The sequence below is a fragment of the Streptomyces microflavus genome (genome assembly GCF_014650075.1).
Classification (GTDB): domain Bacteria; phylum Actinomycetota; class Actinomycetes; order Streptomycetales; family Streptomycetaceae; genus Streptomyces; species Streptomyces microflavus.
Genome location: NZ_BMUG01000002.1, coordinates 75314 through 100673 on the forward strand (window position 1 = coordinate 75314; position 25360 = coordinate 100673).

The 25360-nt window shown below is 72.7% G+C and carries 22 protein-coding genes and 1 pseudogene; 10 read left to right on the forward strand and 13 right to left on the reverse strand.

Going from position 1 to position 25360, the window contains the following annotated elements; genetic code table 11:
- Positions 1-25: 25 nt before the first annotated feature.
- The 3 genes from IE264_RS05385 to IE264_RS05395 all read right to left on the reverse strand — a co-directional run bounded on the left by IE264_RS05385 (position 26) and on the right by IE264_RS05395 (position 3178).
- The gene (locus IE264_RS05385) at positions 26-667 is read right to left on the reverse strand and encodes a PadR family transcriptional regulator (RefSeq protein WP_032758684.1); all 642 of its coding nucleotides are present in this window, start codon (positions 665-667) and stop codon (positions 26-28) included.
- A 113-nt stretch (positions 668-780) separates the two neighbouring features.
- The gene (locus tag IE264_RS05390; protein WP_015609376.1) at positions 781-2238 is read right to left on the reverse strand and encodes an aldehyde dehydrogenase family protein; all 1458 of its coding nucleotides are present in this window, start codon (positions 2236-2238) and stop codon (positions 781-783) included.
- Between the two features lie 58 nt (positions 2239-2296).
- Positions 2297-3178, reverse strand: coding sequence for a Sco1979 family transcriptional regulator (locus tag IE264_RS05395; protein ID WP_176143946.1), 882 nt, complete (start codon positions 3176-3178; stop codon positions 2297-2299).
- A gap of 347 nt (positions 3179-3525) precedes the next feature.
- Here IE264_RS05395 and IE264_RS05400 point away from each other — a divergent pair, with 347 nt between their 5' ends.
- On the forward strand, positions 3526-4032 hold the full coding sequence (locus IE264_RS05400) for an ATP-binding protein (protein WP_032758686.1): 507 nt from the start codon (positions 3526-3528) through the stop codon (positions 4030-4032).
- Positions 4033-4122: 90 nt separating this feature from the next.
- On the opposite strand, the gene IE264_RS05405 is transcribed toward IE264_RS05400, so the two are convergent.
- Positions 4123-4359 carry a DUF397 domain-containing protein gene (locus IE264_RS05405; protein WP_015609379.1) on the reverse strand — a complete coding sequence of 79 codons (237 nt, stop codon included), beginning with the start codon at positions 4357-4359 and terminating at the stop codon, positions 4123-4125.
- A 276-nt stretch (positions 4360-4635) separates the two neighbouring features.
- Here IE264_RS05405 and IE264_RS05410 point away from each other — a divergent pair, with 276 nt between their 5' ends.
- A complete protein-coding gene (locus tag IE264_RS05410) occupies positions 4636-5154 on the forward strand; it encodes a hypothetical protein (protein ID WP_032758687.1) in 519 nt (172 codons plus the stop codon).
- A 30-nt stretch (positions 5155-5184) separates the two neighbouring features.
- On the opposite strand, the gene IE264_RS05415 is transcribed toward IE264_RS05410, so the two are convergent.
- From IE264_RS05415 to IE264_RS05425, 3 genes are all read right to left on the reverse strand, one after another.
- Positions 5185-7311 carry an FUSC family protein gene (locus IE264_RS05415; protein ID WP_032758688.1) on the reverse strand — a complete coding sequence of 709 codons (2127 nt, stop codon included), beginning with the start codon at positions 7309-7311 and terminating at the stop codon, positions 5185-5187.
- Between the two features lie 36 nt (positions 7312-7347).
- On the reverse strand, positions 7348-8568 hold the full coding sequence (locus IE264_RS05420; protein ID WP_032758689.1) for a DUF2786 domain-containing protein: 1221 nt from the start codon (positions 8566-8568) through the stop codon (positions 7348-7350).
- Between the two features lie 63 nt (positions 8569-8631).
- Entirely contained in the window at positions 8632-9546 is a 915-nt protein-coding gene (locus IE264_RS05425; protein WP_032758754.1) for an NADP-dependent oxidoreductase, read from the reverse strand.
- A gap of 88 nt (positions 9547-9634) precedes the next feature.
- Between IE264_RS05425 and IE264_RS05430 the strand changes: the two genes are divergently transcribed.
- Complete coding sequence (locus IE264_RS05430; RefSeq protein ID WP_032758691.1) at positions 9635-11302, forward strand: bifunctional 3'-5' exonuclease/DNA polymerase; 1668 nt, start codon at positions 9635-9637, stop codon at positions 11300-11302.
- A gap of 126 nt (positions 11303-11428) precedes the next feature.
- Here IE264_RS05430 and IE264_RS37845 read toward each other — a convergent pair whose 3' ends face one another.
- The 4 genes and pseudogenes from IE264_RS37845 to IE264_RS05450 form a co-directional block, all read right to left on the reverse strand.
- Positions 11429-12817: a hypothetical protein gene (locus IE264_RS37845; RefSeq protein ID WP_229887405.1), complete on the reverse strand. Its 1389-nt coding sequence runs from the start codon at positions 12815-12817 to the stop codon at positions 11429-11431.
- Positions 12818-12827: 10 nt separating this feature from the next.
- Positions 12828-13157, reverse strand: a pseudogene (locus IE264_RS05440) (sigma factor); the annotation flags it as partial.
- 203 nt (positions 13158-13360) lie between these two features.
- Positions 13361-14227: a dioxygenase family protein gene (locus IE264_RS05445; protein WP_032758692.1), complete on the reverse strand. Its 867-nt coding sequence runs from the start codon at positions 14225-14227 to the stop codon at positions 13361-13363.
- A gap of 110 nt (positions 14228-14337) precedes the next feature.
- Positions 14338-15714: a carbohydrate-binding protein gene (locus IE264_RS05450; protein ID WP_032758693.1), complete on the reverse strand. Its 1377-nt coding sequence runs from the start codon at positions 15712-15714 to the stop codon at positions 14338-14340.
- A 287-nt stretch (positions 15715-16001) separates the two neighbouring features.
- Here IE264_RS05450 and IE264_RS05455 point away from each other — a divergent pair, with 287 nt between their 5' ends.
- From IE264_RS05455 to IE264_RS05470, 4 genes are all read left to right on the forward strand, one after another.
- Positions 16002-16697, forward strand: coding sequence for a phosphotransferase (locus IE264_RS05455; protein ID WP_032758694.1), 696 nt, complete (start codon positions 16002-16004; stop codon positions 16695-16697).
- A gap of 139 nt (positions 16698-16836) precedes the next feature.
- Positions 16837-17781, forward strand: a complete 945-nt coding sequence (locus tag IE264_RS05460) for an ABC transporter ATP-binding protein (protein WP_190167585.1) — start codon at positions 16837-16839, stop codon at positions 17779-17781.
- Complete coding sequence (locus tag IE264_RS05465) at positions 17778-18752, forward strand: ABC transporter permease (RefSeq protein WP_015609391.1); 975 nt, start codon at positions 17778-17780, stop codon at positions 18750-18752. The genes IE264_RS05460 and IE264_RS05465 overlap by 4 nt, the downstream gene beginning before the upstream one ends.
- A gap of 46 nt (positions 18753-18798) precedes the next feature.
- Positions 18799-19203: a GntR family transcriptional regulator gene (locus IE264_RS05470; protein WP_190167606.1), complete on the forward strand. Its 405-nt coding sequence runs from the start codon at positions 18799-18801 to the stop codon at positions 19201-19203.
- A 53-nt stretch (positions 19204-19256) separates the two neighbouring features.
- On the opposite strand, the gene IE264_RS05475 is transcribed toward IE264_RS05470, so the two are convergent.
- Complete coding sequence (locus tag IE264_RS05475) at positions 19257-21302, reverse strand: serine/threonine-protein kinase (RefSeq protein ID WP_032758697.1); 2046 nt, start codon at positions 21300-21302, stop codon at positions 19257-19259.
- A 376-nt stretch (positions 21303-21678) separates the two neighbouring features.
- Between IE264_RS05475 and IE264_RS05480 the strand changes: the two genes are divergently transcribed.
- The 3 genes from IE264_RS05480 to IE264_RS05490 are packed head-to-tail and all read left to right on the forward strand — an operon-like array spanning position 21679 to position 24706.
- Complete coding sequence (locus tag IE264_RS05480) at positions 21679-23286, forward strand: AbeC-like domain-containing protein (protein WP_229887407.1); 1608 nt, start codon at positions 21679-21681, stop codon at positions 23284-23286.
- Positions 23287-23324: 38 nt separating this feature from the next.
- Positions 23325-23918, forward strand: a complete 594-nt coding sequence (locus IE264_RS05485; RefSeq protein ID WP_015609395.1) for a hypothetical protein — start codon at positions 23325-23327, stop codon at positions 23916-23918.
- On the forward strand, positions 23915-24706 hold the full coding sequence (locus IE264_RS05490; RefSeq protein ID WP_032758699.1) for a serine/threonine kinase C-terminal domain-containing protein: 792 nt from the start codon (positions 23915-23917) through the stop codon (positions 24704-24706). Before IE264_RS05485 ends, IE264_RS05490 begins: the two co-directional genes overlap by 4 nt.
- Here IE264_RS05490 and IE264_RS05495 read toward each other — a convergent pair.
- Entirely contained in the window at positions 24685-25329 is a 645-nt protein-coding gene (locus IE264_RS05495; RefSeq protein WP_032758700.1) for a 4'-phosphopantetheinyl transferase family protein, read from the reverse strand. The genes IE264_RS05490 and IE264_RS05495 overlap by 22 nt on opposite strands.
- Between the last annotated feature and the right edge of the window lie 31 nt (positions 25330-25360).

A 25360-nucleotide genomic window follows, 5' to 3' on the forward strand; every position in this document is an offset into this window, starting at 1 on the left:
CGGTCGACCCATTAGTCAAACTTGATCAGTCGTTGTCCCCGGGATCGGGCACACCCGTCGCGTAAGGGTTCTCCTCGCCCTCGGCGAGCACCCCGACGAACGGGTCGCCCTCACCGGCGAAGGTGTACGCGCCGCCCTCGATCCGCTCGATCAGCCCCCGGGTCCACTCCGCGCCCGTGTCGGCCGAGTGCACCCACAGGTTCATGATCTCGCCGATGTGGCCGAGGGATTCGGGGCCGTCCTCGGGCGTGTAGTACTCGGTGACCGCGTCCCGCCACTCCTTCATGCCCTCGATCCGCTCCTTGAGCAGCGCGACCGCCTCCTCGCGGGGCAGGTCGACGATGAAGCCGATCGCCGCCGAGAGGACGTCGAGGTTCTGGTCGTAGGAGCGGATGGCGTCACGCAGCAGGGTGCGGTACTCCGCCAGCCCCTCCTCCGTGACCTCGTACTCGGTACGCGGCGGGCCACCGGCCGTGGAGGGGGCCGTCTCGTGCGCGAGGAGCAGCCCTTGCTTGGCCATCTGCTTCAGGGCGTGGTAGATCGACCCGGGCTTGGCGTTGGACCACTCGTGCGCGCCCCAGTACTCCAGGTCGTTGCGGACCTGGTAGCCGTGCGCGCGGCCGTGCATGCGCACAGCGCCGAGGACCAGCAGCCGGATCGCGGACATGGCGCCCACCCCTTCCTATTCAACTTTGACTAGGGTAGCCCGGCCGACCGGAAGGGGAGAGTCCGCCAGGGGCTTCGGAACGGGAAGAGGGGTTTCAGGACGGGAAGGGGGTTTCAGAACGGGAAGACCGAGCGGCCGTGCTGGATCGACAGCCACTTCTGCGTGGTGAACGCCTCCACGACCGCCTCTCCGTTCAGCCGCCCGACGCCGGAGGTCTTCTCGCCGCCGAACGCCACCAGCGGGTCGTCCTGGACGGTGGAGTCGTTGACGTGGAACATCCCGCTGTCGATCCGCTGGGCGAACCGCACCCCGCGTTCCGCGTCAGCCGTGTGCACGGCGCCGCTCAGGCCGTAGGGGCTGTCGTTGACGATCCGTACGGCCTCGTCCTCGCCGTCGAAGGTCATCAGCAGGGCCACCGGGCCGAGGATCTCCTGCGCCAGCAGCGGGGAGTCCTCCGGCAGGTCCGTCAGGACGGTCGGCTCCACGACGTTGCCGCGGGTCCTGCCCCGTACGAGCGCGGTCGCGCCGTCCGCGACCGCGCGGTCGACCAGGGCGGTCAGGGCGTCGGCCTGGAAGGCGTTGACGACCGGGCCGATCCGGGTCTCCGGGTCCCTCGGATCCCCGGACTTCAGGGCGGCCACCTCGGCGGTGAAGCGCCGGGTGAACTCCTCGGCCACCGAACGGTCCACCAGGATGCGGTTGGCCGCCATGCTGACCTGGCCCTGGTAGAGGAAGCGGCTGAAGACCGCCGCCCGGACCGCGTAGTCGATGTCGGCGTCCTCCAGCACCACCAGGGCGCTGTTGCCGCTCAGTTCCAGGATGGTGCGCTTGAAGAACCCGGCCGCGGTCGCGGCTATGTGGCGGCCGACCCGGTCGGAGCCGCTGAACGAGATCACCCGGGGCACGGGGTGCTCGATGAACGCGTCACCGATCTCGGCGCTGTCGGTGATCAGGACGTTGAGCAGCCCGGCCGGCAGCCCGGCGTCCTCGAAGATCTTCGCGATCAGTCCGCCGCCCACGACGGGGGCACTCTGGTGGGGCTTCACGACGACCGCGTTGCCGAGCGCCAGCGCGGGCGCCACCGACTTCATGGTCACCAGGAAAGGGAAGTTGAAGGCACTGATCACACCGACGACGCCGACGGGCAGCCGGTACAGGCGGTTCTCGCGGCCGTCGGAGACGGCGGGCAGCAGACGGCCCGTGGGGCGCAGCGACTGCCGGATCGCCTCGCGCAGCACCTCCGTCGCACCGCGCACCTCGTACGTGGCGCGCAGCCGGGTGCCGCCCAGCTCGTCGATGATCGCCTCGACGATCTCCTCGGTACGCTCCCCGGTGATGCGCAGGGCCCGCTCCAGAACGGCCCGCCGCTCGTACGGATTGGTGGCGGCCCACTCCTGCTGCGCCCGCTCGGCCGCCCGGTAAGCCTGGTCGACCTCCAGCGCGGTGGCCACAGTGACGGCGGCGAGTTTCTCACCGTTGTAGGGATTGAAATCGATGATGTCCCATGAGCCGCTGCCCGTGCGCCACTCGCCATCGATGTACTGGTGGGCCAGTTCATGGAAGAAGGACATGCAATCCCTTACTGCAGGCGTTCGCAGACTCCTGATGTGACGTCATGGTACTGACTAATCACGAGAGTTGGAGGAGCCCGCGCAGCAGATCGCGGCTCTCCTCCGGACCGGGGCTGTCCTCGCACAGGCACGCCATGGCCTTTTCGTACTGCGCGACCTCCTCGGACTTGTCCAGATAGAGCGCACTTGTCAGCTGCTCCAAATAGACAATGTCCGACAGGTCGGATTCCGGGAAACGGAGCATGGTGAACGAACCGCTTTCACCCGCATGCCCTCCGTAACTGAAGGGCATCACCTGAAGGGTGATGTTCGGCTGCTCCGACATGTCGATCAGATGCCGCAATTGGGCCCGCATCACGTCACGTTCACCGTACGGACGGCGCAGGGCCGCTTCGTCGAGAACGGCGTGGAAGGTGGGGGCCCGTTCGGAGACGAGTGCCTTCTGGCGTTCCAGGCGCAGGGCGACCCGGCGGTCGATGTCCGCGGCGGAGGCTCCGCGCATTCCGCGGGAGACGACGGCGTGGGCGTATGCCTCGGTCTGCAACAGGCCGTGCACGAACTGGACTTCATAGATACGAATGAGAGAGGCCGCCCCCTCCAGACCCACATAGGTCTGGAACCAGCCGGGCAGCACATTCCCGTAACTGTGCCACCAGCCCGCCACATTGGCCTCGCGCGCCAGGCCGAGGAGCGCGTCGCGCTCCGCGTCGTCCGCGACACCGTAGAGCGTGAGCAGATCCTCGACGTCCCTGGCCTTGAAGCTCACCCGTCCCAACTCCATGCGGCTGATCTTCGATTCGGAGGCCCGGATGGAGTAGCCGGCCGCCTCACGGGTGATACCGCGCGACTCCCGAAGCCTTCTGAGCTGAGAGCCCAGCAGGATGCGCCGCACCACTGATCCACTCGACTCGCCTGCCGACACCGGACCGACCTTCCCCATCGCCTACCGGGCACTCGGGGCGCCCCTAGGGCCTGAACCCCGAAGCCAGGATTCTGCCACCAAAACGCTTCAGCCCGTACTCATTCGATTACGGAAATGAGAAGACGTCCGGAAAGCTCCGAAACTGCCCGAGGGAAGAAATACCCCGGAATCACCACGGTATCGGGCAGGTCCGGCGCGTGCACGTGCATCTGCCCTTGCATCTGCCCTGCGCATTGGGAAGCATGACCCCTGCGCACCTGCGTGCTCGTGTTGTGCCGCTGTACCCCCCGCAGTACCGCTTACAGGCAGTGCCGCTACAGCCGCGAATCCCGGGAGTGCCTCGTATGGGGACGAATGGATCGACGATGCTCGAGCCGTTACGGCAGGGGCTTCCCCCGACCGACCCCTCAGGGGTCGCCGGCTCGGCCTCCTGCGCTCTGCCCGCCCGCTACGAAGCGGTCGGCGGAGCACGGCAGTTCACCAGGTCCACCCTGGAACGGTGGGAGCTGAGCGACCGTTTCGACGATGTCGCCCTGGTGGTGTCCGAGCTCGTCACCAATGCCCTGCGCCACGCGCTGCCGAGCGACCCGCCGCGGGAGTTCCAGGACCCGCCGGTGCGGCTGCATCTGATGCGCTGGAGCTCACGGCTGGTCTGCGCGGTGCGCGATCCCAGCCGGGAGAGCCCGGTGGCGGGCGAGGCCGCGGACTCCGCCGAGTCGGGGAGGGGCCTGTTCCTGGTGGAGTGCGTCAGCGACAGCTGGGGCTGGCACCCCTCACCCGCACCGGCTGGGGAATTCCCGTCGGCACCCCTGCACGGCAAGGTGGTCTGGGCCCTGTTCCGGCTCACGGACTGCGCGAAGAACGGGCAGTGAGAAGCGGGCCACGCGGGCCCCTCCGGGGCCCATCGCAGGAGACAACCGGCCACCTGGCCGCCGGAGTCAGCCTCCGGCCGTCAGGTGGCCTCAGGCCGTCAGGTGGTCGAACTCGCCGTCCTTGACGCCGAGCAGCAACGCCTCGATCTCGGCCGTCGTATAGACGAGCGCGGGCCCGTCGGGATGGCGGGAGTTCCGCATCGCCACATCCCCTCCAGGCAGTTTCGCGAACTCCACGCAGGATCCCTGGGAGTTGCTGTGCCTGCTCTTCTGCCAGACGACTCCGCGAAGCTCTGTGGCCGCCATGCCGTTGTACACGTGGTGCACAGGACGCTCCCCGAGTTGCAAGGTGCAAGTGTCAACTAGATCGGATCATAGCTCTGTTCATATGCGGATGCATGAGCAGATGCACGTGCACGCGGGGTGTTGCTTTGATTACACACTTTCCTTCCTGGAGAAGGCCTCGAAGGAGACCCTTGAAGGAGACCCTTGAGGAGAGACGAACGGCACGCCTATTTGGCTCCCGTTTAACGGAGTTGGCCGGAAGAACCTTGGTAACGTGACGCGGTCTTTCGACCGGAAAACAGCAAGGGGGAACTCCACGTGACCAGGTTCGTACGCACCGGAGGTGTCGTGGTAGCCGCTCTGGCCGCCTCGCTGGCGCTGACCGCGTGCGGCAGTGACGACGACGCGGGCAAGGGTTCCGGCGGCGACGCCGGGTCGAGCGCGAAGCCCGGCGACGGCCAGGAATCGGGGAGCGCCACGGACACCGCGTCGCTGGACGGCACGTGGGTGGGGCTGACGGACGGCAAGAACGTCACCGTCTCCATCACCGCGGGCAAGGTCGCCCTCGTCGCCGACCAGGCCGTGTGCCAGGGCGATGTGAAGGACATGGGCGAGGTGATGCTCGCGCTGAAGTGCACCGGCGGGGCCAACGACCGCACGATGGGCGCGATCGAGTCCAACGACGGCAAGAAGCTGGTCCTCTCCTGGGACGGCGGGGTGAAGGACACCCTCTCCAAGGCCGACCCGGGCAAGCTGCCGACGGATCTGCCGTCGCTGCCGGAGATGCCCGAGGTACCCGAGCTGCCGGAGCTTCCCGAGGTGCCGCCGGCGTCCTGAGGCTTCGTTTTCCCAGCGACCTCAGTGCCCTCAGTGCTCGGCGAGGGTGCTGCTGACCCGCGTGGAGCCGCCCCGCTCGTCCAGGGCGCGGGTGAACTCCTCCAGTGCCTCCAGCAGCAGCGCCGCACCCCGGCGCACCACCGGGTCGCCGACCGGTGTCGTACCGTCCTCCGCCGGTGTCGGCATGTCCCAGTGGGCGACCGCGTCCACCACCGGCTGCCAGTCGGGCAACCGCCGCTCCCGTACCGCCTTGGCGCCCTTCTCGGTGGCCCGGCGCAGCGCCTCGGCCAGCTGGGCGGCGCCCGGCACCGGGTCGGCCGAGCGGGCCGGCAGGTGGGCCTCCAGCACCATCGCGGAACGGCCGAGCTGGGCCAGGGCGTGCTGGGCGTCGGTGGCGGCGGCGCGGGAGATGCCCCGGTGGCGTACGGGTTCGTGCTGGGCGGTCGCCAGCGCCTCCTGCCAGGCGACCCTGGCCTCCCGGGTGGCGATCAGGGCGTCCCGTACCTCGTCCAGGTCGCGGTGGGCCGGGTCGGCGTACCGGTCGACCACCGTCGCCGCGTACCGCCCGTCCGCCACCAGCCACTCGGCCAGCCGGTTGCGCAGCCGCGGGGTCTCCCAGGCCGGGTAGACGGCGTACGAGATCATCGCGAGGAGCCCGCCGACCAGCGTGAGCACGATGCGTTCGGTGACGGTCTGGGACCAGTCGTCGCCCGCCATGCCGAGCAGGAAGACGACGTAGGCGGAGACACAGACCTGGCCGACCGCGTACCCCGTCCGCATCAGCAGGTACATCAGCCCGGCGCAGACCACCGCGAGGAGCGCCGAGAGCCGGGCGTCGGGGTGGGCGGTCTGCACGATGGCGGTGGCGAGCCCGACGCCGACCAGGGTGCCGCCGAAGCGGGCCACGGAGCGGCCGTACGTCTGCGAGAACTCCGGGCGCATCACCATGACGGCGGTCATCGGCGCCCAGTAGCCGTGCCCGAGCGGCAGGGCGGCGCCGACGAAGTAGCCCGCGACGGCGACCACGGCGACCCGGATCGCGTGGCGGAGGATCGGGGAGCCGTGGTGCAGCTCCCGGCGCATCGCCTTCAGGACGACCGGGACCAACCGCAGCAGGGTGGGGCGGTGGCGGGTGTCGGGGGCGAGGTGTTCGGGGACCCCGCTCTCGGTGCCGGTACCCTCCGCGATCTCCAGGACGTCGTCGAGGAGGGCGGCGAGCCGGTCGGCGGCGCGGAGGGCGGGGCCGACGAGGATCACGTCGTTGTCGGGGGTCTTCAGGACGCCCAGGTCGGTGGCGGAGAGGTGGACCGGTTCGCCGTGGCGTACGGCCCGTGCGGCGGCGTCGAGCACGGACCCGGCGGCGCCGAGGAGCTCGTTCACCCAGGCCCGCTCCAGGCCGTCGGCGGGCACCCCCATCGCCGGGTCGGCCAGCGAGGCGAGGACCGGACGCAGCCGCTCCGCGATGCCCCGGGCGCCGTGGAGCTCGGCGGGGCGGCGGCGGGCCTGGCGCGGGGTGACGGCGGCGGCGCTGCGGGCGGTCATCAGGGGCAGCGGGTCGAAGGGGGCGACCGGGTCGTGGCGCAGCCGCCGGGCGTAGTCGGCCTCGGCGGCCAGCGCGTCGGCGAGCGCGTCGCGCTGGGCGCCCCATCTCCGGACCGGGAACAGGACGATCAGCGCCGCCTGGACCACGCCGCCGACCAGGATCATCCCGGCATGGGCGGCGGCGTCCACGACGGAGGTCGGCAGGGTGATCGTCACGAGCATGATCGCGACGTTGGACGAGGCGATGATCCCGCCCGTCGGGCCCGCCGCCCAGGCAAGACCCGCGAGGAAGGTCCAGCCGCCGAGCAGACAGAGGAAGAGCACGGGGTTCGAGGCGGTGACATAGCCGAGGAACGTCGACACGGCGAGGCTGGCGCCGGAGACGAGGGCGAGCACGGGGCGCGGGCGCCAGCTGCGCTGGAAGGTGGCGATGGCCGCCTGGAAGGCGCCGAACGCCGAACTCGCCGCGATCTCCGGCCCGAAGAGGACGAGGCTCGTGCCGACGACGAGGGCGAGCCCCGCCGCCCCGCGGAAGGCGATGAGCGGTTCGAGTCTCTGCCGCTCGATCTCCAGCCCCGAGCGGGCGGTCTCCTTCAGCGCCCGGAGCCAGCTCATGGGCCGAGCCTAGCCCGGATGATGGGCAAGTCGGACTTACGCCATGATTTCGCCGTCACGTCCACGGGAGGTGCGGCCGTGGGGGCCTTTTCGGGAATCGCCCATGCGGGCCCGGTCGGCGGCCTCGGTGCCGTGGTTCCAGCCGTCCAGGTCGGTGGCGCCGCGGACCCGGGTGGTGGTGGTCCGGGGGAACATCCGCTCGGCGGTCTCGGTGACGGCGACGTCCCGGGCGGCGAGGACGGGGAGCAGTCCGGAGGTGCCTTCTGCCGTGCCCGCGCCCGTTTCCGTATCCGTATCCGCAGCCGCCGTGGCCCGTTCGGTGGTGTCGGCGAGCCGGGAGCCCAGCCGCTGCGCGTACGCCATCAGGAACGACTGCCGGAAGGTCTTGGTCCGCTTACGGCCCGAGGCCCGCTGCCCGGCCTCCGCCCGGGTCATCGCCGCCGTGCCCTGTACGAGCAGCGAGGTGAACAGCAGCTCCACGGCCTCCAGGTCCGCCTCGAAGCCGACGACCGTGCTGAAGCCGAGGTCGCCGTTCCACACGGCCTGGCAGCGGTTGGCGGAGGCCACGGCGTCGAGCAGGATCGCCTTCGCGCTCTCGTACGGGGGCTCCACCCCGATCCGGCACGCCCCGGGGGTCTCGGTGCTCCGCGTACGGGCGGCGATGAGGGCCTCGTCGATGCTGTGCCGGGCCATCAGCTCCTGCGCCTTGCTCGTCAGCGCCTCGGCCTCCTCCGGGAAGCCGGTCGCCTCCGCCTTCGCCAGTAGCGCCCTGATCCGGGTGAGCATGCGGGGTTCGCCGGGGGCGGGCGGCCGGTGGAGGTGGTCGGCGGCGGTGCCGGGCACGGGGCCGACGGGCTCGATCGCGGGGAGCCGCAGCAGCAGCCGGTAGAGCTCCAGCAGGTCGGAGGCGTAACCGAACCGGTCGGGCTTGTTGCGCGGCGCGGCCGCGGGGCCGGGCAGTTCGTCGAGCTGGGCGCGCCAGCGGGGCGGCAGCTCCCCGTACCGGGCGGTCTCGGCGGCGATCAGCGTGGCCGCCAGCACCGCGCGCCGCTCGTCGAGCTCCAGCCGGACGAACCGGACGAGGTCGGCGGGGTGCCAGCCCCTCTCCCAGGCGCGGCGCACGAACTCCTCGCCGCGCCGGTGCAGGGCGTCGTCCGCTTCGGGGGCGGCGGCGAGGAGGGAGGCCCCGGTGTCCAGGGCCGCGTCGCCCTCCGCGTAGAGCGCCGCCGCGCATGCCTGGTCGATCACCGGTTCCATCCGACCAAGGGTAGGCGGGCCGCCGGCCCTCGCGGACGGCCGCCGCCCCCGCCGTACGGCCCGCTAGGGCAGCAGCACCAGCTTGCCCCGGACGTGCCCTCCCTCGCTCACCTCGTGGGCGCTCGCGGCGTCGGCGAGCGGGAAGACCTGGGCGATCTCCACGCGCAGCTCACCGTCGGCCGCCAGCCGGGCGTTCGCCGCCAGACGTTCGGCGGAGGGTCCGCCACCGCCGGAGGAGAAGGCGACGCCCAGCTCGGCGGCGTCCCCGTCCGCGATGGTGACGATCCGGTCGGTCGTGCCGCCGCGCAGCTCGATGGAGGCGGGCAGGGCACCACGCCCCGACGCGTCGAAGACCGCGTCCACCCCTTGCGGGGCCAGCTCGCGCACCCGCTCGACCAGCCCGTCCCTGTACGCCACCGGGACCGCGCCGAGCACCCGGAGGTAGTCGTGGTTGGCCGGGGATGCGGTGCCGATGACGGTCGCGCCCCGGGCCACGGCGAGCTGTACGGCGACCGAGCCGACGCCTCCGCCCGCCCCGTGCAGCAGCAGCGTCTCGCCGTCGCTCAGCGCCAGCTCGTCCAGGACCCGGGAGGCGGTGTCGGTCGCCACCGGCAGCGCGGCGGCCGTCTCCCAGGACAGCCCCTCCGGCTTGCGGGCCAGCGAGACCGCCTCGGCGAGCGCCCGGGCCGCGTAGGAACCGGTGGCGCTCCAGCCGAGGACCTCGTCACCGGGGGCGAAGGCGGTGACGCCCTCCCCCACCTCGTCGACCACCCCGGCCAGCTCCGCGCCGGGTGTGGCGGGCAGCGGGGTGGGGAACGCGGCCTCCATCCGGCCGCTGCGGATCTTGTGGTCGAGCGGATTGACCCCGGCCGCCCGCACCGCCACCCGGACCTGGCCGGGCCCGGGGCGCGGCGCGTCCACCTCTGCCAGGTGCAGCACGTCGGGCCCGCCGAACTCTTCGTACACGATCGCTTCCATGAGGTGATCCTCACGGCTGCGGGGGTGGGCGGCCAGTCGGCGCCCCGGCTCCGGGGGACTGTCAGTGGCGGGTGCCAGACTCGCCTCCATGACCGAACGGTGGGCGGTGTCGGCGACGGACGGGGGCGGGGCGCTGCTCGTGGGGCTGGAGCGGGACGGCACGCCCGCCGGTCCGGTCCTGGCCGAGCCCGACCTCGTCGAGGCGGTCCGCTCCCGGCCCGGGGTGTCGCGCTGGGTGTGGCGGTCCACCGCCGAGCTCTACCCCCGGCTGCTCGCCGCCGGGGTCCGCGTCGAGCGGTGTTACGACATCGAGTGCGCCGAGCTCCTGCTGCTCGGGCACGCGGGACGGCTGGGTGAGCCCCGGTCCGCGGCCGCTGCGCTGGCCCGGCTGGAGAACGCGCCCGTGCCACCGGACCCGCCCGCCCGGTCCGCCGAACCGGGTGCGCAGTCCTCCCTCTTCGAACCGCCGTCCGGCCCCGGGGTCCCCTTCGAGGGGCTGCTCCGGGTCTACGCGGACCAGGTGCGCCGCCACGAGGCCGCCGAGCACCCGGACCGGATGCGGCTGCTGACCGCGTCGGAGTCGGCGGGGATGCTCGTCGCTGCCGAGATGCACCGGTCGGGGCTGCCCTGGCGGGCCGATGTCCACCGGGAGGTGCTGCACGGGCTGCTGGGCGAGCGGTACGCGGGCGGCGGCGAGCCCCGCAGGCTCGCCGAGCTGGCGGACGAGGTGTCGGCCGCGTTCGGCAGGAGGGTCCGCCCCGACCTGCCCGCCGATGTGGTGAAGGCGTTCGCGCAGGCCGGGATCGCGGTGAAGTCGACCCGGCGGTGGGAGCTGGCGGAGCTGGACCACCCGGCGGTCGAGCCGCTGATCGCGTACAAGAAGCTGTACCGGATCTGGACGGCCCACGGCTGGAGCTGGCTCCAGGACTGGGTGCGCGAGGGCCGTTTCCGCCCCGAATACCAGCCGGGCGGCACGGTCAGCGGCCGCTGGACGACCAACGGCGGCGGGGCCCTCCAGATCCCCAAGGTCATCCGGCAGGCCGTCGTCGCCGACGAGGGCTGGCGCCTGGTCGTCGCGGACGCCGACCAGATGGAGCCGCGGGTGCTGGCCGCGATCTCCCGCGACCGGGGCCTGATGGAAGTGGCCGGTCACGACGGAGACCTCTACAAGGCCCTGTCCGACCGGGCGTTCCACGGCGACCGCGAACACGCCAAGCTGGCCCTGCTCGGCGCCGTCTACGGCCAGACCTCCGGGGACGGGCTGAAGAACCTGGCCGCCCTGCGCCGCCGCTTCCCGCTCGCCGTCGCCTATGTCGACGACGCGGCGCGGGCGGGCGAGGAGGGGCGGACGGTCCGGACCTGGCTGGGCCGCACCAGCCCGCCGGTCGCGCTGGCGGGCCAGGACGAGGAGGCGGGCATCCCCCAGGAGGGCGGCGAGGCCACGTCCGACGGCGGGCTGGCCCGGGCCAGGGGCCGCTTCACCCGGAACTTCGTGGTGCAGGGCAGCGCCGCCGACTGGGCCCTGCTCCTCCTGGCCGGGCTGCGCCGCACCCTCCACGAACAGGGGCTCCGCGCGGAGCTGGTCTTCTTCCAGCACGACGAGGTGATCGTGCACTGCCCGGCCGAGGAGACCGCCGCCGTGACCGAGGCGATCCGGGCGGCCGGCGAGCTGGCCGGACGGATCGCCTTCGGGGAGACGCCGGTGCGGTTCCCCTTCACCACGGCGGTCGTGGAGCGCTACTCCGACGCGAAATGAACGGCCCCGGGGGGTGGGGCCGGGGCCGGGGCCGGCGGGCTCCCGGGGGCACTCGCCGTGCCGCCGGGGGCACCCGCCGTGTCGCCCGGGGGCACCCGCCGTGTCGCCCGGGGCCGTCGGCCTCTCCTACTGCTGGAGCTTCAGCCACTCCGGGCTGGTCGCCACCGCCGTGAGCTGCTCCATGGTGAGCGCGGGCTCCGGACGGGTGGCGGGCGTCGACTGCGCGCCGGAGTTGAACGCCGAGACGACCACCCGCAGACCGTCGGGGCGCATCGTGTCGGCCGTCCACCAGACGACCCCCGCGCCGCCCTTCTCGCCGGGCTGCTGGGTGGTGGCGAGCAGCGTGCCGTCGGGCAGGGTGGTCGCGTCGCCGTACAGCTCGTCGGCGACGCCCCCCATGTCGGGCTGCACATTGATCTGCACGAGGGTCCTGCCCCGGCCGTCGTCGACGACCACGGAAGCGAACCCGTCCTGGCTGTCCGTCCTGTCGCTCACCGTGAGGCCCTCGGGCAGCAGCTTCAGGAAGGTGGGCATCAGCGACGCGTAGTCGAGCGGGGGCTGCTGGGAACCCTTCTCCTCCCGGCGCGACGGTTCCGGCGAACGCTCACCGGTTCGCGGAGTGTCCTGCCCCGTACGCGGGGTCTCCTGCCCGGTGCGCGGCAGGTCCTCGGCGTCGGGCTCCGGCTCCACGGGCGGGCGCGAGGCCCCGTCGGTGTCCACCGTGTCGGCGTCGGTCTCCAGCGCGGCCGCCAGCGGGCGCCACTCCTCGGCCCGCGCCAGCTCCATGAGCCCCTTGTCGTCGAGCGCGGGGCCGGTGCGGGTGGCGCCCGCCCCACCGCCCGTCACCCGGTCGTAGGCCCGGGCGTCCACCGCGACACCGCCCGCCGTGAAGAAGACGGCACGTGCCGCACCCGACGCCTCAACGAACCTGCTGCCCGTGCCACCGCCGCTGCCGGTGTCGAAGCAGACGGTGAGCCCGGGGTCGTACCCCTGCTCGCCGCTGACGATGCCGGGAGGCGGGCCGGGCTGCTCATCGCAGTCGGCCCCCTTGGCCGCCTTGCCGCCCGGCGCGGGATACAGGAGGACCAGGACCGAGCCCTTCCCCTTGCCGTCGTCGTAGACGGCGGAGACCGACGCGCGGTGCGGGCCCTTCGCGTCGCCGCTCACCACCCCCCGCGCCTCGCTGACCCTGCCCGGCGGGAGCAGCTCCTCCAGGACGGCGGCCAGCTTCTCCTCGGAGAGGCCGCCCGGCACGCTCACCGGGACCGCCGGTCCGCCGCCCGCCACCCCCGTACCGCCACCGGGTCCGCCGCCCAGCAGCCCGGCGCCGAACGCTCCACCGCCCCCGACGAGGGCCAGGGCCAGGACGCTGCCCGCCACGGCGGCGCCCCGGCGGCGGCGGAGCGAGCGGCGCCCCTGTTCCAGAGCACCGTCCACCACCGCCGTACGGGCGGTCAGGTCGAAGGTCTCCCCGGTCCGGCGGAGCTCCTCGCTGAGTTCGTCTTCAAAGGGCATGGGGAACCAGGGCGAGCGCCCGGAGCAGCGTCATCCGCAGCGCCGGATCGTCGGGGTCGGCCGGGGCGCCCTCGGGCAGCTCGGCCAGCGGGCGTTCACCGGCGGAGCGGCGGCGCCGGTGGGTCAGGAATATCCGGACGAGCACGGTCTGCGCATACGCCGCCGGGTTGTCGATCCGGCGGGCCCGGCCCCAGAGCACATACATCCGGCCCAGCGTCTCCTGCACCAGGTCCTCGGCCAGGTGCACATCACCGCTGGTCAGCAGGCAGGCCGAGCGATAAAGATGGCTCGCCCGCCCGGCAGCGAACTCCTTGAACTCCTCGGCACGCGATGTCCTCATGCCTTCCCCCGTTCATCCGTCCGTCCTCCGTTCCGCCCCTCCATCTGATCGACGCTCCGGGACCGGGCAAATGTTTCACCCGGCCGGCGACGAGTTCCCCCGGCCCCGGGACCACGGGAGCGCCCGCACGCGAAAGCGCCCCGTTCACGCGCCGGACGGCGTGAACGGGGCGCGGGCGGTGGTACGCCTCGCTGCTGCTGCGTCTACCCGCGTTCCCACAGCGCGGGGACGTTCGGCGGCTCCCAGCCCGTCAGGGACCGGTGTGCCTGCCGGCAGCGGTAGGCGACTCCGCCGTAGGTGACGCGGTCTCCCGCGCTGTAGGAGGTACCGGGCGTCCAGGTGGAACCCGGCGGGTCGGTGGGCGGATCGGTGGGCGGATCGGTCGGGCCGGGCGTCTGGGCGACGTCCAGCACGAAGTCGAAGGTGCCCTGGCGCCCGTTGCCGACGCTGCGGACGTTCATCAGCAGCTCCGGGTCGAACAGGGCGTCGGTGTTGTTGCGCGGCTCTCCCGGGAAGTAGAGCTGCGTGGTGAGGATGCGGCCCCCGGGGGCCTGCGCCTTCACGTGGATGTGCCGTGTGCGGCCCGGATAGAGGCCCGGCACGATGGTGGTGAGGCTGAACGACCCGTCGGCGCCGGTGAACTGGTGCCCCCGGAAGGCGTACTGGGCCATGTCGTACGACCCGTTGGTGTCGGCCTGCCAGAAGTCGAGCAGCGCCCCGGAGATGGGCCGGCAGGCCCGGCCGAAGACGTAGCCGCTCACGGTGAGCGGTACGCCGGGGGTGCCCGGCGTCACCAGGCTGGTGCGCCGCGGGGAGTTGGGCTTGAAGTACGGGCCCTCCATCTGCGGCGGTGTCGTGTCGTCGCCGTCGTCGCACTGCGGGGTGGGGGCCAGGAGAGCGCCCCCGCCCGACGGTGCGGCGTCCCGGGCGAGCGCGACGCCTCCTCCGGCGAGCAGAGGAGCCGCGCTCGCGACGATCGCGGCCTTCAGGAGACCTTTGCGGCTGATCCGCCGCCGGTCGCCCGACGCCTCGTCGGAGGCGTTCGGTTCATGGGGGGTGGCGTTGTCCATTTGTGGGGTCATGACAGTTCCTCGGAGTCCTCGGTGCGGGGAGGCAGGAGAGGTTCAGGAGGTTCGGTGACGCCGGGTCACGGATGGGGCGAAGTGCGTCGGAGCGGTGGTCAGACCCGCTGCCAGAGGGCCGGGACGGCCGCCGGGGTCCAGCCGGCCTGGGCCGTGTGCCCCTGGAGGCAGCGGTAGGTCGCTCCGCCGTACGTCACGGTGGCGCCGACGGCGTAGGTCGTGCCGGCCGCCCAGGTGCCGCCCGGCTGGTCGGTGGGCGGCGGGGTGGTGGGCGGGGTGGTCGGGTTGCCGCCGCCGGAGGTGGCGAGCGTCAGCCCGTACGCCTGCAGGGCGGGGAGGAGCGGCTGGAAGTACGTCGTACCGCCGGAGGAGCAGTTGCCGGAGCCGCCGGAGGTGACGCCCTGCGCCTGGCTGCCGGAGATGTACGAGCCGCCGGAGTCGCCCGGTTCGGCGCAGACGCTGGTGCGGGTCACGCCGGAGATGGTGCCCTCCGGGTAGGTGACGCTGGTGTTGAGCTGCTGGATCGTGCCGCAGTGCCAGCCGGTGGTGGAGCCGGAGCGGCAGACCGAGGCGCCGACGACGGACGGGGTGGAGCCGGTGACGGTCACATCGCCCCGGCCGTAGCCGTTGACCAGGGGCCGCGCCACCCAGTTGGTGTTGGTGGCGACCCAGGCGTAGTCACGGCCCGGGAAGGTCGAGCCCTGGAAGGAGCCCTGGGCCTGCTGGTTGACACCGTTGGTGGTGGTGCCGACCCGGCCGCAGTGGCCGGCGGTGACGAAGCCGTGCTGGGTGCCGCGCGTCACGGCGAAGCCCACGGAACAGCGGCCGGACGGGTTCATGTAGTACGCGTCGCCGCCGCGGATGTCCGCGAGGGCGCGGGGCTGCTCGGTGGAGCGGACGACGGTGACCAGCCGGCCGCCGACCCCGGCGGCCTTCACGAAGGCCTCGGCGGCCGAGGTGCTCGCGGCGTTCACGACGACCCGGTTGGCCTCGACGTCGACGTACCAGACGGGCACGTTCTTCGGGGCCTTGCTCAGCGCCGCCTTGTCGAGTGCGGCCTTGACCGATTCGAGCCGGTCCAGGCTGTGGCCGACGACCTCGGACCTGGCGCCCGCCTTCGTGATGAGGGCGGCCTCGGTGGCGTCGGTGGTGGAGACGGTGAGGTCAGCCTTGTCCCCGCTGACCCGGGCCCCGGCGAAGCTGGCGCCGAGGGTCTTCTCCAGACCGGCGGCGACGGCGGCGGCGCGGTACTCGCCCGCTATCCGGGTCTTCGCGGCTTCTGCGTCGAGTCCGAGGTCGCGTTCCATGGCGGCCAGCAGGCCGGGTGAGAGGCTGTCGGCGGAGACGGCCGGGGCGGTGGTTCCCGCAGGACCGGCGGACGCCACTCCGTTCAGTCCCGCGAGTGCGAGCGCGCCCACGGCCACCGTGGCGGTTGCGGTGGCGAGCACGCGTCTGCGGAGCGTGGTGTTCTCCACGTAACTCTCCTTGTTTCAGGGGGGTGTCCGGTCCGGTGGGGGGTTGGTCCGGACCAGGGAATTGCCGACACCGTAGCCGCGGGCGGACCCGGCACAGGAGATCCCGTTCGCCCCCTCCTCCCGCGTTATGGGGCCCGCCGGGAACAGGAGCGGCCCGCCTCCTGGACGTCTGCGGGAACAGGAGCGTCCCGCCCCTTGGACGTCGCCGGGAACAGGAGCGGCCGCCTCCGCGCGCGAAGCCGACCGGCGTCTCCCCTTCGGTGGTACGCCCGGGTAGGTTCGGCCCCATGCACACAGGGCAACTTCTGGGCTCGGGACGCACCGCCGACGTATACGAACTCGACGGCTCCTGGGTCCTTCGCCGCTACCGCGACCGCTCCGACACCACGGAGGAGCTGGCCGTGATGTCGTACGTCCGCGCCTTCGGGTACCCGGTGCCGCGCATCGGTCCGCCCGCCGACGGGGCCCGCCCCACGGACCTGGTACTGCAGCGGCTGACCGGCCCGACCATGTCCGAGGCCCTGCTGGCGGGGGCCCTGGGCGCCGCCGATGGGGGCGCGCTGCTCGCCCGGCTGCTGCGCGAGCTGCACGCGATCCCGCCCCGGGTCTCGGCCGACCCGCAGGACTGCATCCTCCACCTCGACCTCCATCCGGAGAACGTGATGCTCACGGACCGGGGGCCGGTGGTGATCGACTGGTCCACCGCGACGGAGGGCCCGCCCGGTTTCGACCGGGCGATGTCGGCGCTGACCCTGGCCCGGGTGGCGCTCGACCCGGAGTTCCCGGCGCCGGAGGCCGAGGCCCGTACGCTGCTGGCGGCGCTCCTCGCGGAGCTGGCCGATGACGGGGGCGCCGACGCCGCCGATCTGGCCCGCGCCCGGGCCCGCCAGTGGGAGAACCCGTTCCTGACGGCGCCCGAACGGGACTGTCTGGACGCGGCGGTGGAGATGGTGCTGGACTGCGCGCCGCCGCCGCGGGGGTGACCGGGCGCCTCGGCGGCCCGGCCCTTTCCTGACTGCTCGACCCCCTCCTCGTCCGCGCGCGCTTCGGCGTGCGCTTGACAGGCATTCCCTCAGAACACCATGATTCCATTAATTGACTAATGGAATCGAGGCGAGGCGCGTGGCAGACACGAGCACTCCGAACGGGACCCCGGGCAGCTGGGCACTGGAAGCCCGGGGCCTGGGCAAGCGCTACTTCCGCGGCTGGGCGCTGCGCGACTGCTCCTTCCGGATCCCCGCCGGACGCATCTGCGGACTGGTCGGCCCGAACGGCGCCGGAAAGAGCACCCTGCTCGGACTGGCGACCCGTCAGGTGGAGCCGACGACAGGGGAGTTGCGCATCTTCGGCGTCCCGGTCGACGACCCCGCCGTGATGCCGAGATTCGCCTTCCTCGGCCAGGAGAAGCCGCTGTTCAAGCGGTTCACCGTCGCCGACACCCTGCGGATGGGCGCCGAGCTCAACCCCGGCTGGGACGCGGCGGCGGCCGAGCGGATCGTCCGCTCCGGCAACGTCCCGCTGCACGCCAGGATCGGCACGCTCTCCGGCGGCCAGCGCACCCGCGTCGCCTTCGCGCTCGCCTTCGGCAAGCGCCCCGACCTGCTGCTCCTCGACGAGCCGATGTCGGACCTCGACCCGCTGGCCCGCGACGAGATGAGCACGCTGCTGATGGCGGAGGCCGTCGAGCGCGGCACCACGGTGGTGATGTCCTCCCACATGCTCACCGAGCTGGAGGACATGTGCGACTACCTGCTGGTCGTCGCGGAGGGCCGGATCCGGATGGCCGGTGACGCCGACGCGCTCGTACCCGCCCACACCCTGGTGACGGGCGTGACCCGGGACGGCTCCCTGCCGCCCGAGCTCGACCGGCACACCGTGGTCGAAACGCGCGTCCAGGGACGGCAGTTCCACGCGATGATCCGGCCGAAGGGACCCCTGCCCACCGACTGGGAGACCGCAGAGCCCTCCCTGGAAGAGGTCCTGCTCGCCCATCTCCGCTCACCGGACGCACCCTCGCTCTACCCCCAGGGCGCCCGCGTCGACGCCGAAGGGACCCAGGCCGCATGAGCACCTCCACCCTGACCGAGACCCCCGCCGGACTCCGGCCCCGGCGCCGCCTGCTGCGCGGGCTGCCCTGGCTCGTCGTACGCCAGCACCGGACCGCACTGGCCTGCATCCTCGGCCTCACCGTGCTCGGCGCGCTCTGGATCGTGTACCAGCGCCACGAGCTGGTCCAGCTGCTCGACGCGGCCGGCTGGCCGGAGAAGGAGGTCCGGCACGCGGTCGACGACACCCGGGGCTACGGCTACACCACCGCCCTCCTCGGCGGCCTCCCGCTGCTCCTCGCCCTCTTCATCGGCGCCCCGCTGATCGCGGGCGACCGGGAGAACGGCACCGTACAGCTGGTCACCACCCAGTCCGTGACCCGCCGCCAGTGGCTGATCGCGAAGCTGGGCCTCGCCTACACCCTCGCCCTGGTCTCCGGGCTGGTGCTCTCGGCCGTCTTCACCTGGTGGTGGGAGCCGCACCGCTCCTTCTTCCTCAGCCAGTGGATCGAGGGGCCGGTCTTCGACAACACCGGCCCGGTCCTGCCCGCGATGCTCCTCTTCATGACCGCGGCCGGCATCACCATCGGCACACTCGTGCGCCGGGTGCTGCCCGCGATGGTCGTCACGTTCCTCTTCACCGTCATGGCCGGATTCGTCTGGGACGAGTTCCGGGTCCTCCTCGGCTCCACCCGGATGTTCACGTACCCGCTGGACACCGAACTCCCGGCCCGCTTCGCCGAGTCGTACGAGGTGGACCGCTGGGTCGGCAACGCGAACGGCGAGCTCTTCGGCTGGGGCACCTGCGCCGAGGCCACCGAGAAGGCGCAGAACGCGTGCATGAAGGAGCACGGGATCATCAACAGCGTCATCGAGTACATCGACTACGACCAGATGGCGGCGATGCAGTGGACCGCGGCAGGCATCCTGCTCGCCGGAACGGCGATCCTGACGGCGTTCGTGCTGTGGCGGGTCTCGCGCCGCCCGCTGTAGGGGCGGTGCGCATCCCCTACGTAAAGTGTCGCCCATCGAGCGGAAGGTGAAGTCCGTGGTCGTGTTCCGCATCGACCGGCGCAGCGGGGTGGCGACGTACCTCCAGATCGTCCGCCAGGTCGAGCAGGCGCTGCGCATGGGAGCCCTGGAGGAGGGTGACCGGCTGCCCACCGCCGCCCAGGTCGCCGCGGAGACCAAGGTCAACCCGAACACCACGCTGAAGGCCTACCGCGAACTGGAGCGGGCGGGCCTGGCCGAGGTGCGCCAGGGGGCGGGCACGTTCATCACCCGCTCCCTCGCCCAGCCCCAGTCCGGCCCCGACTCACCGCTCCGTGCGTCCCTGGCCGAGTGGATGGTCCTGGCCCGCACGGAAGGGCTCACGGGCCAGGACGTCACGGCCCTGTTCCGCTCGGCGTTCGAGACCGCGTATCCGGGCGAGGCTGTGGGCTGAGGGGGCCGTCCCAGCCCCTTCCCAGTCCCTTCCCAGCCTCTTCCCGGCCGGTGTCAGGCCCGGTTGTAGCGGTAGCCGCTGCCGTGGGCGGGCCCGACGTCGTGCAGGATGCCGGACCCGTCGACGGCGAAGAACGAGGGGTCGGTGTCGCGGCACATCCCGGTGGAACGCGCCTTGTCCACGGTGGCGGTACCGACGTCGATCCGCTTCCCGCCGTTCGTCACGGAGGAGAGCTTCGCCGCGTACTCGCAGTGCCCCGTGCCCTGCACATCGGCGACGAGGGTCACCGCGAGCTGTCCCGGGGAGACCCGCCGGATGACCACGGTGTGGGGCTGGAGGGCGTTGTACTGCGACGCGATGGTCCAGGTCCCGACGAAGTGCTGCGGTACGCGGTCGTCCGGGGCCGGGGGGTCGGGGTTCCCGGCGGGGGGCTTCGGCGCGGAACCGGAGCCGGAGCCGCCGTCGGCGGAGGAGCCGGAGCCGGGCTGGGTACCGCCACCACCGGGCTGGGAGGACCCCGAGCCGCCCGCGCCCTCCGAGCCGGCACCGCCATCGCCATCCCCATCGCCTGAGGCGGCGCCCCCGGAGGCCTCGGCGGCTCCCGCGTCGTCGTCCTTCTCCTTCGCCTGCCCCTTCTCCTTGTCCTTCGCCTTCTCCTCGTTCCCGGTCCTGTCGCCACCGGTGGGGACTGCGGAGGGCGGGGCGGAGGGGTCGTCGCCGGTTCCGGGGGGCGCGGCCGCGTCGCTGTCGCGGGCGTCCGTACCGCCGCCGGGGCCGTGCTGGAGGAAGGCCACGGTGGAGCCGGTGGCCAGCACGGCGAGCACTGCGGCCGCCACGACCCAGGTACGGCGTCGACGGCGCGGGGCCTTGCCGCCGGGCTCGCTCGCGGAGACCACGAGGGCGGGGGCGGCGACGGGTTCCGGCTCGGGCACGGCTTCCGACCCGGCCTCCCCGAACTCCTGTGGTACGGAACCGGGTTCGGGTTCAGGCGCGAGCTCCGGTGCTGGTTCGGATATGGGCTCGGGCTCGGATATGGGCTCGGGCTCGGGCTCGGATATGGGCTCGGGCTCGGGCTCGGATATGGGCTCGGGCTCGGATACGAGTTCGGGTTCCGGCCCGCCCGCCGCCCTCGGCACATCCGCGTCCAGCAGCACCGCCGCCTGCCGAGCGAGGCAGGCCAGGAGCTGCGGCGGCAGCCATGCCCCACCCCGCAGGGCACCCCGGCTCTCCGACGTACCAAGATCGGCCAACAGCGCGTCCACGCCCGGCCGTTCGGCCGCCTTCTTGGTCAAGCAGCGCCCGATCAGCTCGCGCAAGGAGGCGTCCCCCACCCCGGCGAGGTCCGGCGCGGATTCGACGATCCGGTACATCACGGCGTGCTGGTTGCTCGCCCCGTTCCCGAACGGCAGCTGCCCGGTGGCCGCGTACGTCAGTACGCAGCCGAGCGCGAAGACGTCCGCCCCCGCGCCGGTCTCCTCACCGAGGATCTGCTCGGGCGCCATGAACCCGGGCGAGCCGATGACCATGCCGGTGCTGGTCAGCAGGGACTCGACGGAGACCTGGAGCGCACGGGCTATGCCGAAGTCGATGACGCGGGGTCCGTCGACGGTGAGCAGGACGTTGGACGGCTTCAGGTCGCGGTGCACGATCCCGGCGGCGTGGATCCCGCGCAGCGCCCGCAACAGCCCCTCGGCCAGCGCTCGTACGGAATCGGCGGGCAGCGGCCCGTGCTCCCGGACGGCCTGCTCCAGGGAGGGCCCGGGCACATAGCCGGTGGCCACCCACGGGTGATCGGCGTCGGCGTCCGCGTCGAGCACGGGTGCGGTGTAGCGCCCGCCGACGCGGCGGGCCGCCTCGATCTCGCGGCGGAAACGGGCCCGGAACTCCCCGTTGCTGACGTGTTCCTCGTGGACGACCTTCACGGCGACCGTGCGGCCCCCGGCGGAGCGGGCCAGATAGACGCGGCCCATGCCTCCGGCCCCCAGCCGGCCGAGCAGCGGGTAGGGCCCGATCCGTTCGGGATCACCGGCCACGAGGGGGCGTATGCCCTCCATGGCCGGGTAACGCTCGCCGTCGTGCTGTTCCGTGCTGCCACTCATCCTGACCCGATCCCCCGATGGCCCGTTCCCCTGCGGTCGTTGGCGCTCGGCACAGGATAGAAGCCGTGCCCACCCGGCTCGTCGCGCGCCCCGTACCGGGGCCGCGGCCATCGGCACGGGCTGCGGCGAAAGCATGGCGCGCCCCCACCGGTTGCTCTACAGTTTGCGTCCCTATAAGGAGCATTTCGCTGTAACTCACAGCTATAAACAAGGAATTGAGGCAACATTGGCGGTTCCCGCCCAACCCCGCCCGACTCCCGGGCCCCGGCCTCCCGCCCCCACTCCACAACCGCCGCGGAACCGGTACGCCCACACCGAGACCACCCGCCTGCTCTGCGCGGGCCCCTACCTCCGGGCGCGCTTCCGCCGCGAGGTCGTGTCCGAGCTGGTCGAGCACAGCGGGCGGACGGTGGCGCCCTCGGCCGGTGCCGATGCCGTGCCGGTGCTGGCCCACGCGTTACGGGCACGCACGCTCGAGTTACGGGCCGGCGGCTGGATCTCACTCCTGGGGGTGCTCTTCCTGCTGGCGGACTACTTCGGGGAGAGCTTCGGCTGGATGACCTCCTGGAGCCTGGCCGAGGCGTACGGCCGCAGCTATGTCGAGCAGAGCTTCTTCCTCCCCACCGACGCGCTGGGCGGACTGGACGGCGTGGGCCACCGTCCGGGCTCCGGCGTCTGGGCGTGGAACTACGCGATCGTGAGCGCGCTGCTGTGGGCCGCACGAAGCACCTCAGGCCGCGGCACCAGCGTCTACTCCCTGGACGGCCTGCCCATCCGGCGCCGGGGCCGGCTCGTGGCTCTCGTCCCCCAGGTGCTGATGGCCCTCTACTGGGTGACGGCCCTGGCCGCCGTGTGGAACTACTCCGCGAACTGGATGGCGGTGGTCTTCCCACTGCTGATGGCGATCCCCGTGTGGCGGCACCGCAACGCGGTGGAGGCGGTGATGCACGAACGTCTGGGCGCCGAGGTCTTCGGCGAGCTGCCCCGGGAGGAGCTGACCGGCCCCGAGTGGCTGCGGGAGATCGGCCGCGCCATCGACAGGGAACAGTACTCGGGGATCGTCCTGTACGAACCGTCCCGGCCGTTCGTCGGGTCGGGGGGTGCCCTGCGGCCCTGGTCGCTCGTGATGGACCTGCGCCGCAGGCCGGGGGCGGACTCCGAGCCGCTCACCGCGGCAGGGGTACTCGACTGCGTACGGGAACGGCTGGCGGACCTCGGCCGGCTGCCGGCCCCTCCCTCGGGCCTGGACCGGCTCAGGGGCGTGGAGATCGACGAGCTGGTGTACCTGCCGTCGGGGCCGGCCAGGAACCGGGCCGATCACGGGGAGACCGCCACGGAGCTGCACCGGTCCGCTTCGGTCGGCGAGGGCGGCGAGGCGCGGCGGCACTTCCTGCGGGTCCGGGTCGCCGCGTGGGATCACCAGGTGGTGGTCACCGTGCTGGTACGGGTGCACACCCAGGGCGAGTTGCTGGTGCTGGAGGTCGTACCGCACGTACTCGATCCGCTCGAACCGGCCTTCGGACTCGTCGACGCCCTGGTGGAGCGGGGCCGTCTCCCGGCGGCCGCGGCGGCACGAGCACTGCTGAGCGCACCTGCCTCCGGGGTGGCGGCGGTCCTCTCCGCCGTGCACACGGTGACCGGCGCGGTCCGTCGGGCGGTGCGGCACCGGTTGCGGGGAAGCGCGCTGGAGATCCCGGCCGAGGGAGCGGCAGCGTCCGTACGCGAACTGGCTTCCCGGCCCGGGAAGTCGGCGTTGCAGCGGATGGACGTCAGCCGCTACCTCCGGACGATCCAGGAACGCATCGGTACGGGGGCCCTCCAGGCGCTGAGCGAGAAGGGCCATGACACCGGCCTGCTGGAGCAGCAGATCGTCGAGGTGAGCAACGGCGGGGTCTACATCGGGTCGATGAGCGGAGGAGCCGTGGCGACGGGCCGGGGCGCCAGGGCGCGGGCCGCCGGAGCGATGCGGCAGATGGTCCGCTGAGGGGGCGGTCGGCCGGCGGGCCGGCGGAAGGGCACCTGATGAACGGCGAGATCGACGAGAACGACGAGAACAGCAAGAACGGTCAACAGAACGGCGGGGAGAGGGACATGGGCGGACAGAGCGATGCGGAGAGCGGCGAGCGGCAGCCGGTCTCCGGCGACGAGCCGGCGGGTACGGATCCGCCGGGCGGGATCGTCATCGGCGAGTTCGGCGGAGGAGCCGTTGCCGTCGGCAGGAACGCGAAGGCGGAGGACGCCGGCCGGAGGATCGGCCGGACGGACGGCGTGGCCGGACCGCCGCCCGTCGTGGCGCCGCTTCCCGGTGGCCTCTCCGTCGGGCGGATGACCGGCGGCGCGGCGGCCTCGGGTCCCGACGCGCAGGCCATCGACCGGTCGGACCGGTTCATCGAGGCGACGCCCCAACTCATCGACGCACTTCTGCTGTTGCGGGGGCAGACGGGCGAGGTGGGGACGGCGGCCGCCGAGGCCGAACGGGAGATCCGGGACACCGGCGGGGTGGAGCGGGGCCGGCTGCAGCGGCTGGGAGCGCTGACGGCCCGGGCGGCCCGGTCCGTGGGCGAACAGACGGCGGCCGGGGTGGCCGCCGGGGTGATCGGCGGAATGCTGACATGACCGGATGGGAGACGGAGAAGCAGCGGTGGGAGCCCTCCCCCGACCCGGACGCCCAGCGGCGGCGGCACGCCAGGGAATGGGGGCTGTGGGCCACGGCCTCCGTACTGGCCGCGGCCGTGCTGGCCACGGTCACCTTCGGAGGCGCGCTGCTGCTGTTCGATGACGACGAGGCACAGGGTGCCCAGACGTCGGCGGAGACCACCCCCGGGGCGAACGGGACAGACGGGTCGGAGGGGGCTGACCAGACGGAGGGGACCGACGGGACGGGAGAGACCGACGGGACCGACGGAACGGACGCCGGGGCCGCACCCGAACCCCCTCCCGGCTTCGGGATACGGGAAGACGCGCAGGGCTTCCAGGTGCAGGTCAGGGAGGGCTGGGAACGCAGGGAGGAACAGCGCGACGCGGGCGACGTCGTCTTCTACGAGACGGACGGCGGGGACGGGCTGCTTCAGGTCTACCGGATCTCCGAGCCGGACTACACACCGGCCGACGCGCTGAGGGAGACGGACCGGCTCAAAAGCCAGGACGAGGGTTACCAGCGCATCCGGCTGGAGGAGACGGACACCTCCGGCGGATCGCAGAGCGCCGAACTGGAGTATCTCCTGACGCGCACCGACGGAACGCGGCAGCGGGCGCTGCTCACAGGGTTGGTCGACGAGGAGGGGGTGAGGTGGGGGGTCCTGGTCTCCGGACCCGACGACGAGTGGGACGCCACGTACGCGGAATCGGCCAAGGTGGCCGCCGCCTCGTTCTGCGCCCAGGCCTACTGCGCGGCCACGCCCTGAGCCACCGTGTCCCCCTCCTTCCCCTCCCCCTCCCGCCCCGGCCGCTCGGTCCAGGCGCAGCCGACCGGTACGGGCTGCCCGTCGCGCGGGGCGCACCAGCTCACCCGCCCCCACTGACCCGCCTGTTGGCCCAGGGCGACCGGCACGCTCCAGGGGCGGCCGGAGAGCCCTCTTCCGACCGCCTTCACGCACGCCTCCTGGACGGTGAAGATCCAGGCGAACTCCCCTCTGCGCCTCTCCTCCGGCAGGGCGATCAGCGCTTCGGCGTCCACGGGCGAACAGCACAGGCGCAGCAGCCGGTGGCCGACGGCGGCCGGGGTCTGCACGTCGACTCCGACGTCGCGGTCCCTGCCGACGGCCGCGGCGACCCAGCCGGAGGAGTGCGAGAGGCTCACGCCCAGACCGGGCCGGCCGGGCAGGTACGGCCGGCCGCCCGGGCGCGCGGCGACCGGCCCGTCCCGGAGGTCCTCGCCGATCTCCCGCAGCAGGGCGCGCAGCAGGGTCCGTGAGGCGGCGTACTCCACGGCACGCCACGGCGGCAGCCGCGAAACCGCCGCCCGGTCCCTCGCGGCGACCGGCAGCGCGTCCAGCACCTCCTCGTTCCGGCCGACCAGGTAGTGCACGCCCTCGGCGGCCGTGTGCAGCCGGGCCGGG

Coding starts and splice junctions, on each gene's coding strand:
- IE264_RS05425 (WP_032758754.1), bottom strand. CDS start 9,546: ATGGAAGCGATCGTGTACGAAGAGTTCGGCGGGCCCGACGTGCTGCAC.
- IE264_RS05455 (WP_032758694.1), top strand. CDS start 16,002: ATGCACACAGGGCAACTTCTGGGCTCGGGACGCACCGCCGACGTATAC.
- IE264_RS05395 (WP_176143946.1), bottom strand. CDS start 3,178: ATGGGGAAGGTCGGTCCGGTGTCGGCAGGCGAGTCGAGTGGATCAGTG.
- IE264_RS05415 (WP_032758688.1), bottom strand. CDS start 7,311: ATGAGCTGGCTCCGGGCGCTGAAGGAGACCGCCCGCTCGGGGCTGGAG.
- IE264_RS05420 (WP_032758689.1), bottom strand. CDS start 8,568: ATGGAACCGGTGATCGACCAGGCATGCGCGGCGGCGCTCTACGCGGAG.
- IE264_RS37845 (WP_229887405.1), bottom strand. CDS start 12,817: ATGCCCTTTGAAGACGAACTCAGCGAGGAGCTCCGCCGGACCGGGGAG.
- IE264_RS05400 (WP_032758686.1), top strand. CDS start 3,526: ATGCTCGAGCCGTTACGGCAGGGGCTTCCCCCGACCGACCCCTCAGGG.
- IE264_RS05485 (WP_015609395.1), top strand. CDS start 23,325: ATGAACGGCGAGATCGACGAGAACGACGAGAACAGCAAGAACGGTCAA.
- IE264_RS05390 (WP_015609376.1), bottom strand. CDS start 2,238: ATGTCCTTCTTCCATGAACTGGCCCACCAGTACATCGATGGCGAGTGG.
- IE264_RS05475 (WP_032758697.1), bottom strand. CDS start 21,302: ATGAGTGGCAGCACGGAACAGCACGACGGCGAGCGTTACCCGGCCATG.
- IE264_RS05465 (WP_015609391.1), top strand. CDS start 17,778: ATGAGCACCTCCACCCTGACCGAGACCCCCGCCGGACTCCGGCCCCGG.
- IE264_RS05445 (WP_032758692.1), bottom strand. CDS start 14,227: ATGGACAACGCCACCCCCCATGAACCGAACGCCTCCGACGAGGCGTCG.
- IE264_RS05490 (WP_032758699.1), top strand. CDS start 23,915: ATGACCGGATGGGAGACGGAGAAGCAGCGGTGGGAGCCCTCCCCCGAC.
- IE264_RS05430 (WP_032758691.1), top strand. CDS start 9,635: ATGACCGAACGGTGGGCGGTGTCGGCGACGGACGGGGGCGGGGCGCTG.
- IE264_RS05385 (WP_032758684.1), bottom strand. CDS start 667: ATGTCCGCGATCCGGCTGCTGGTCCTCGGCGCTGTGCGCATGCACGGC.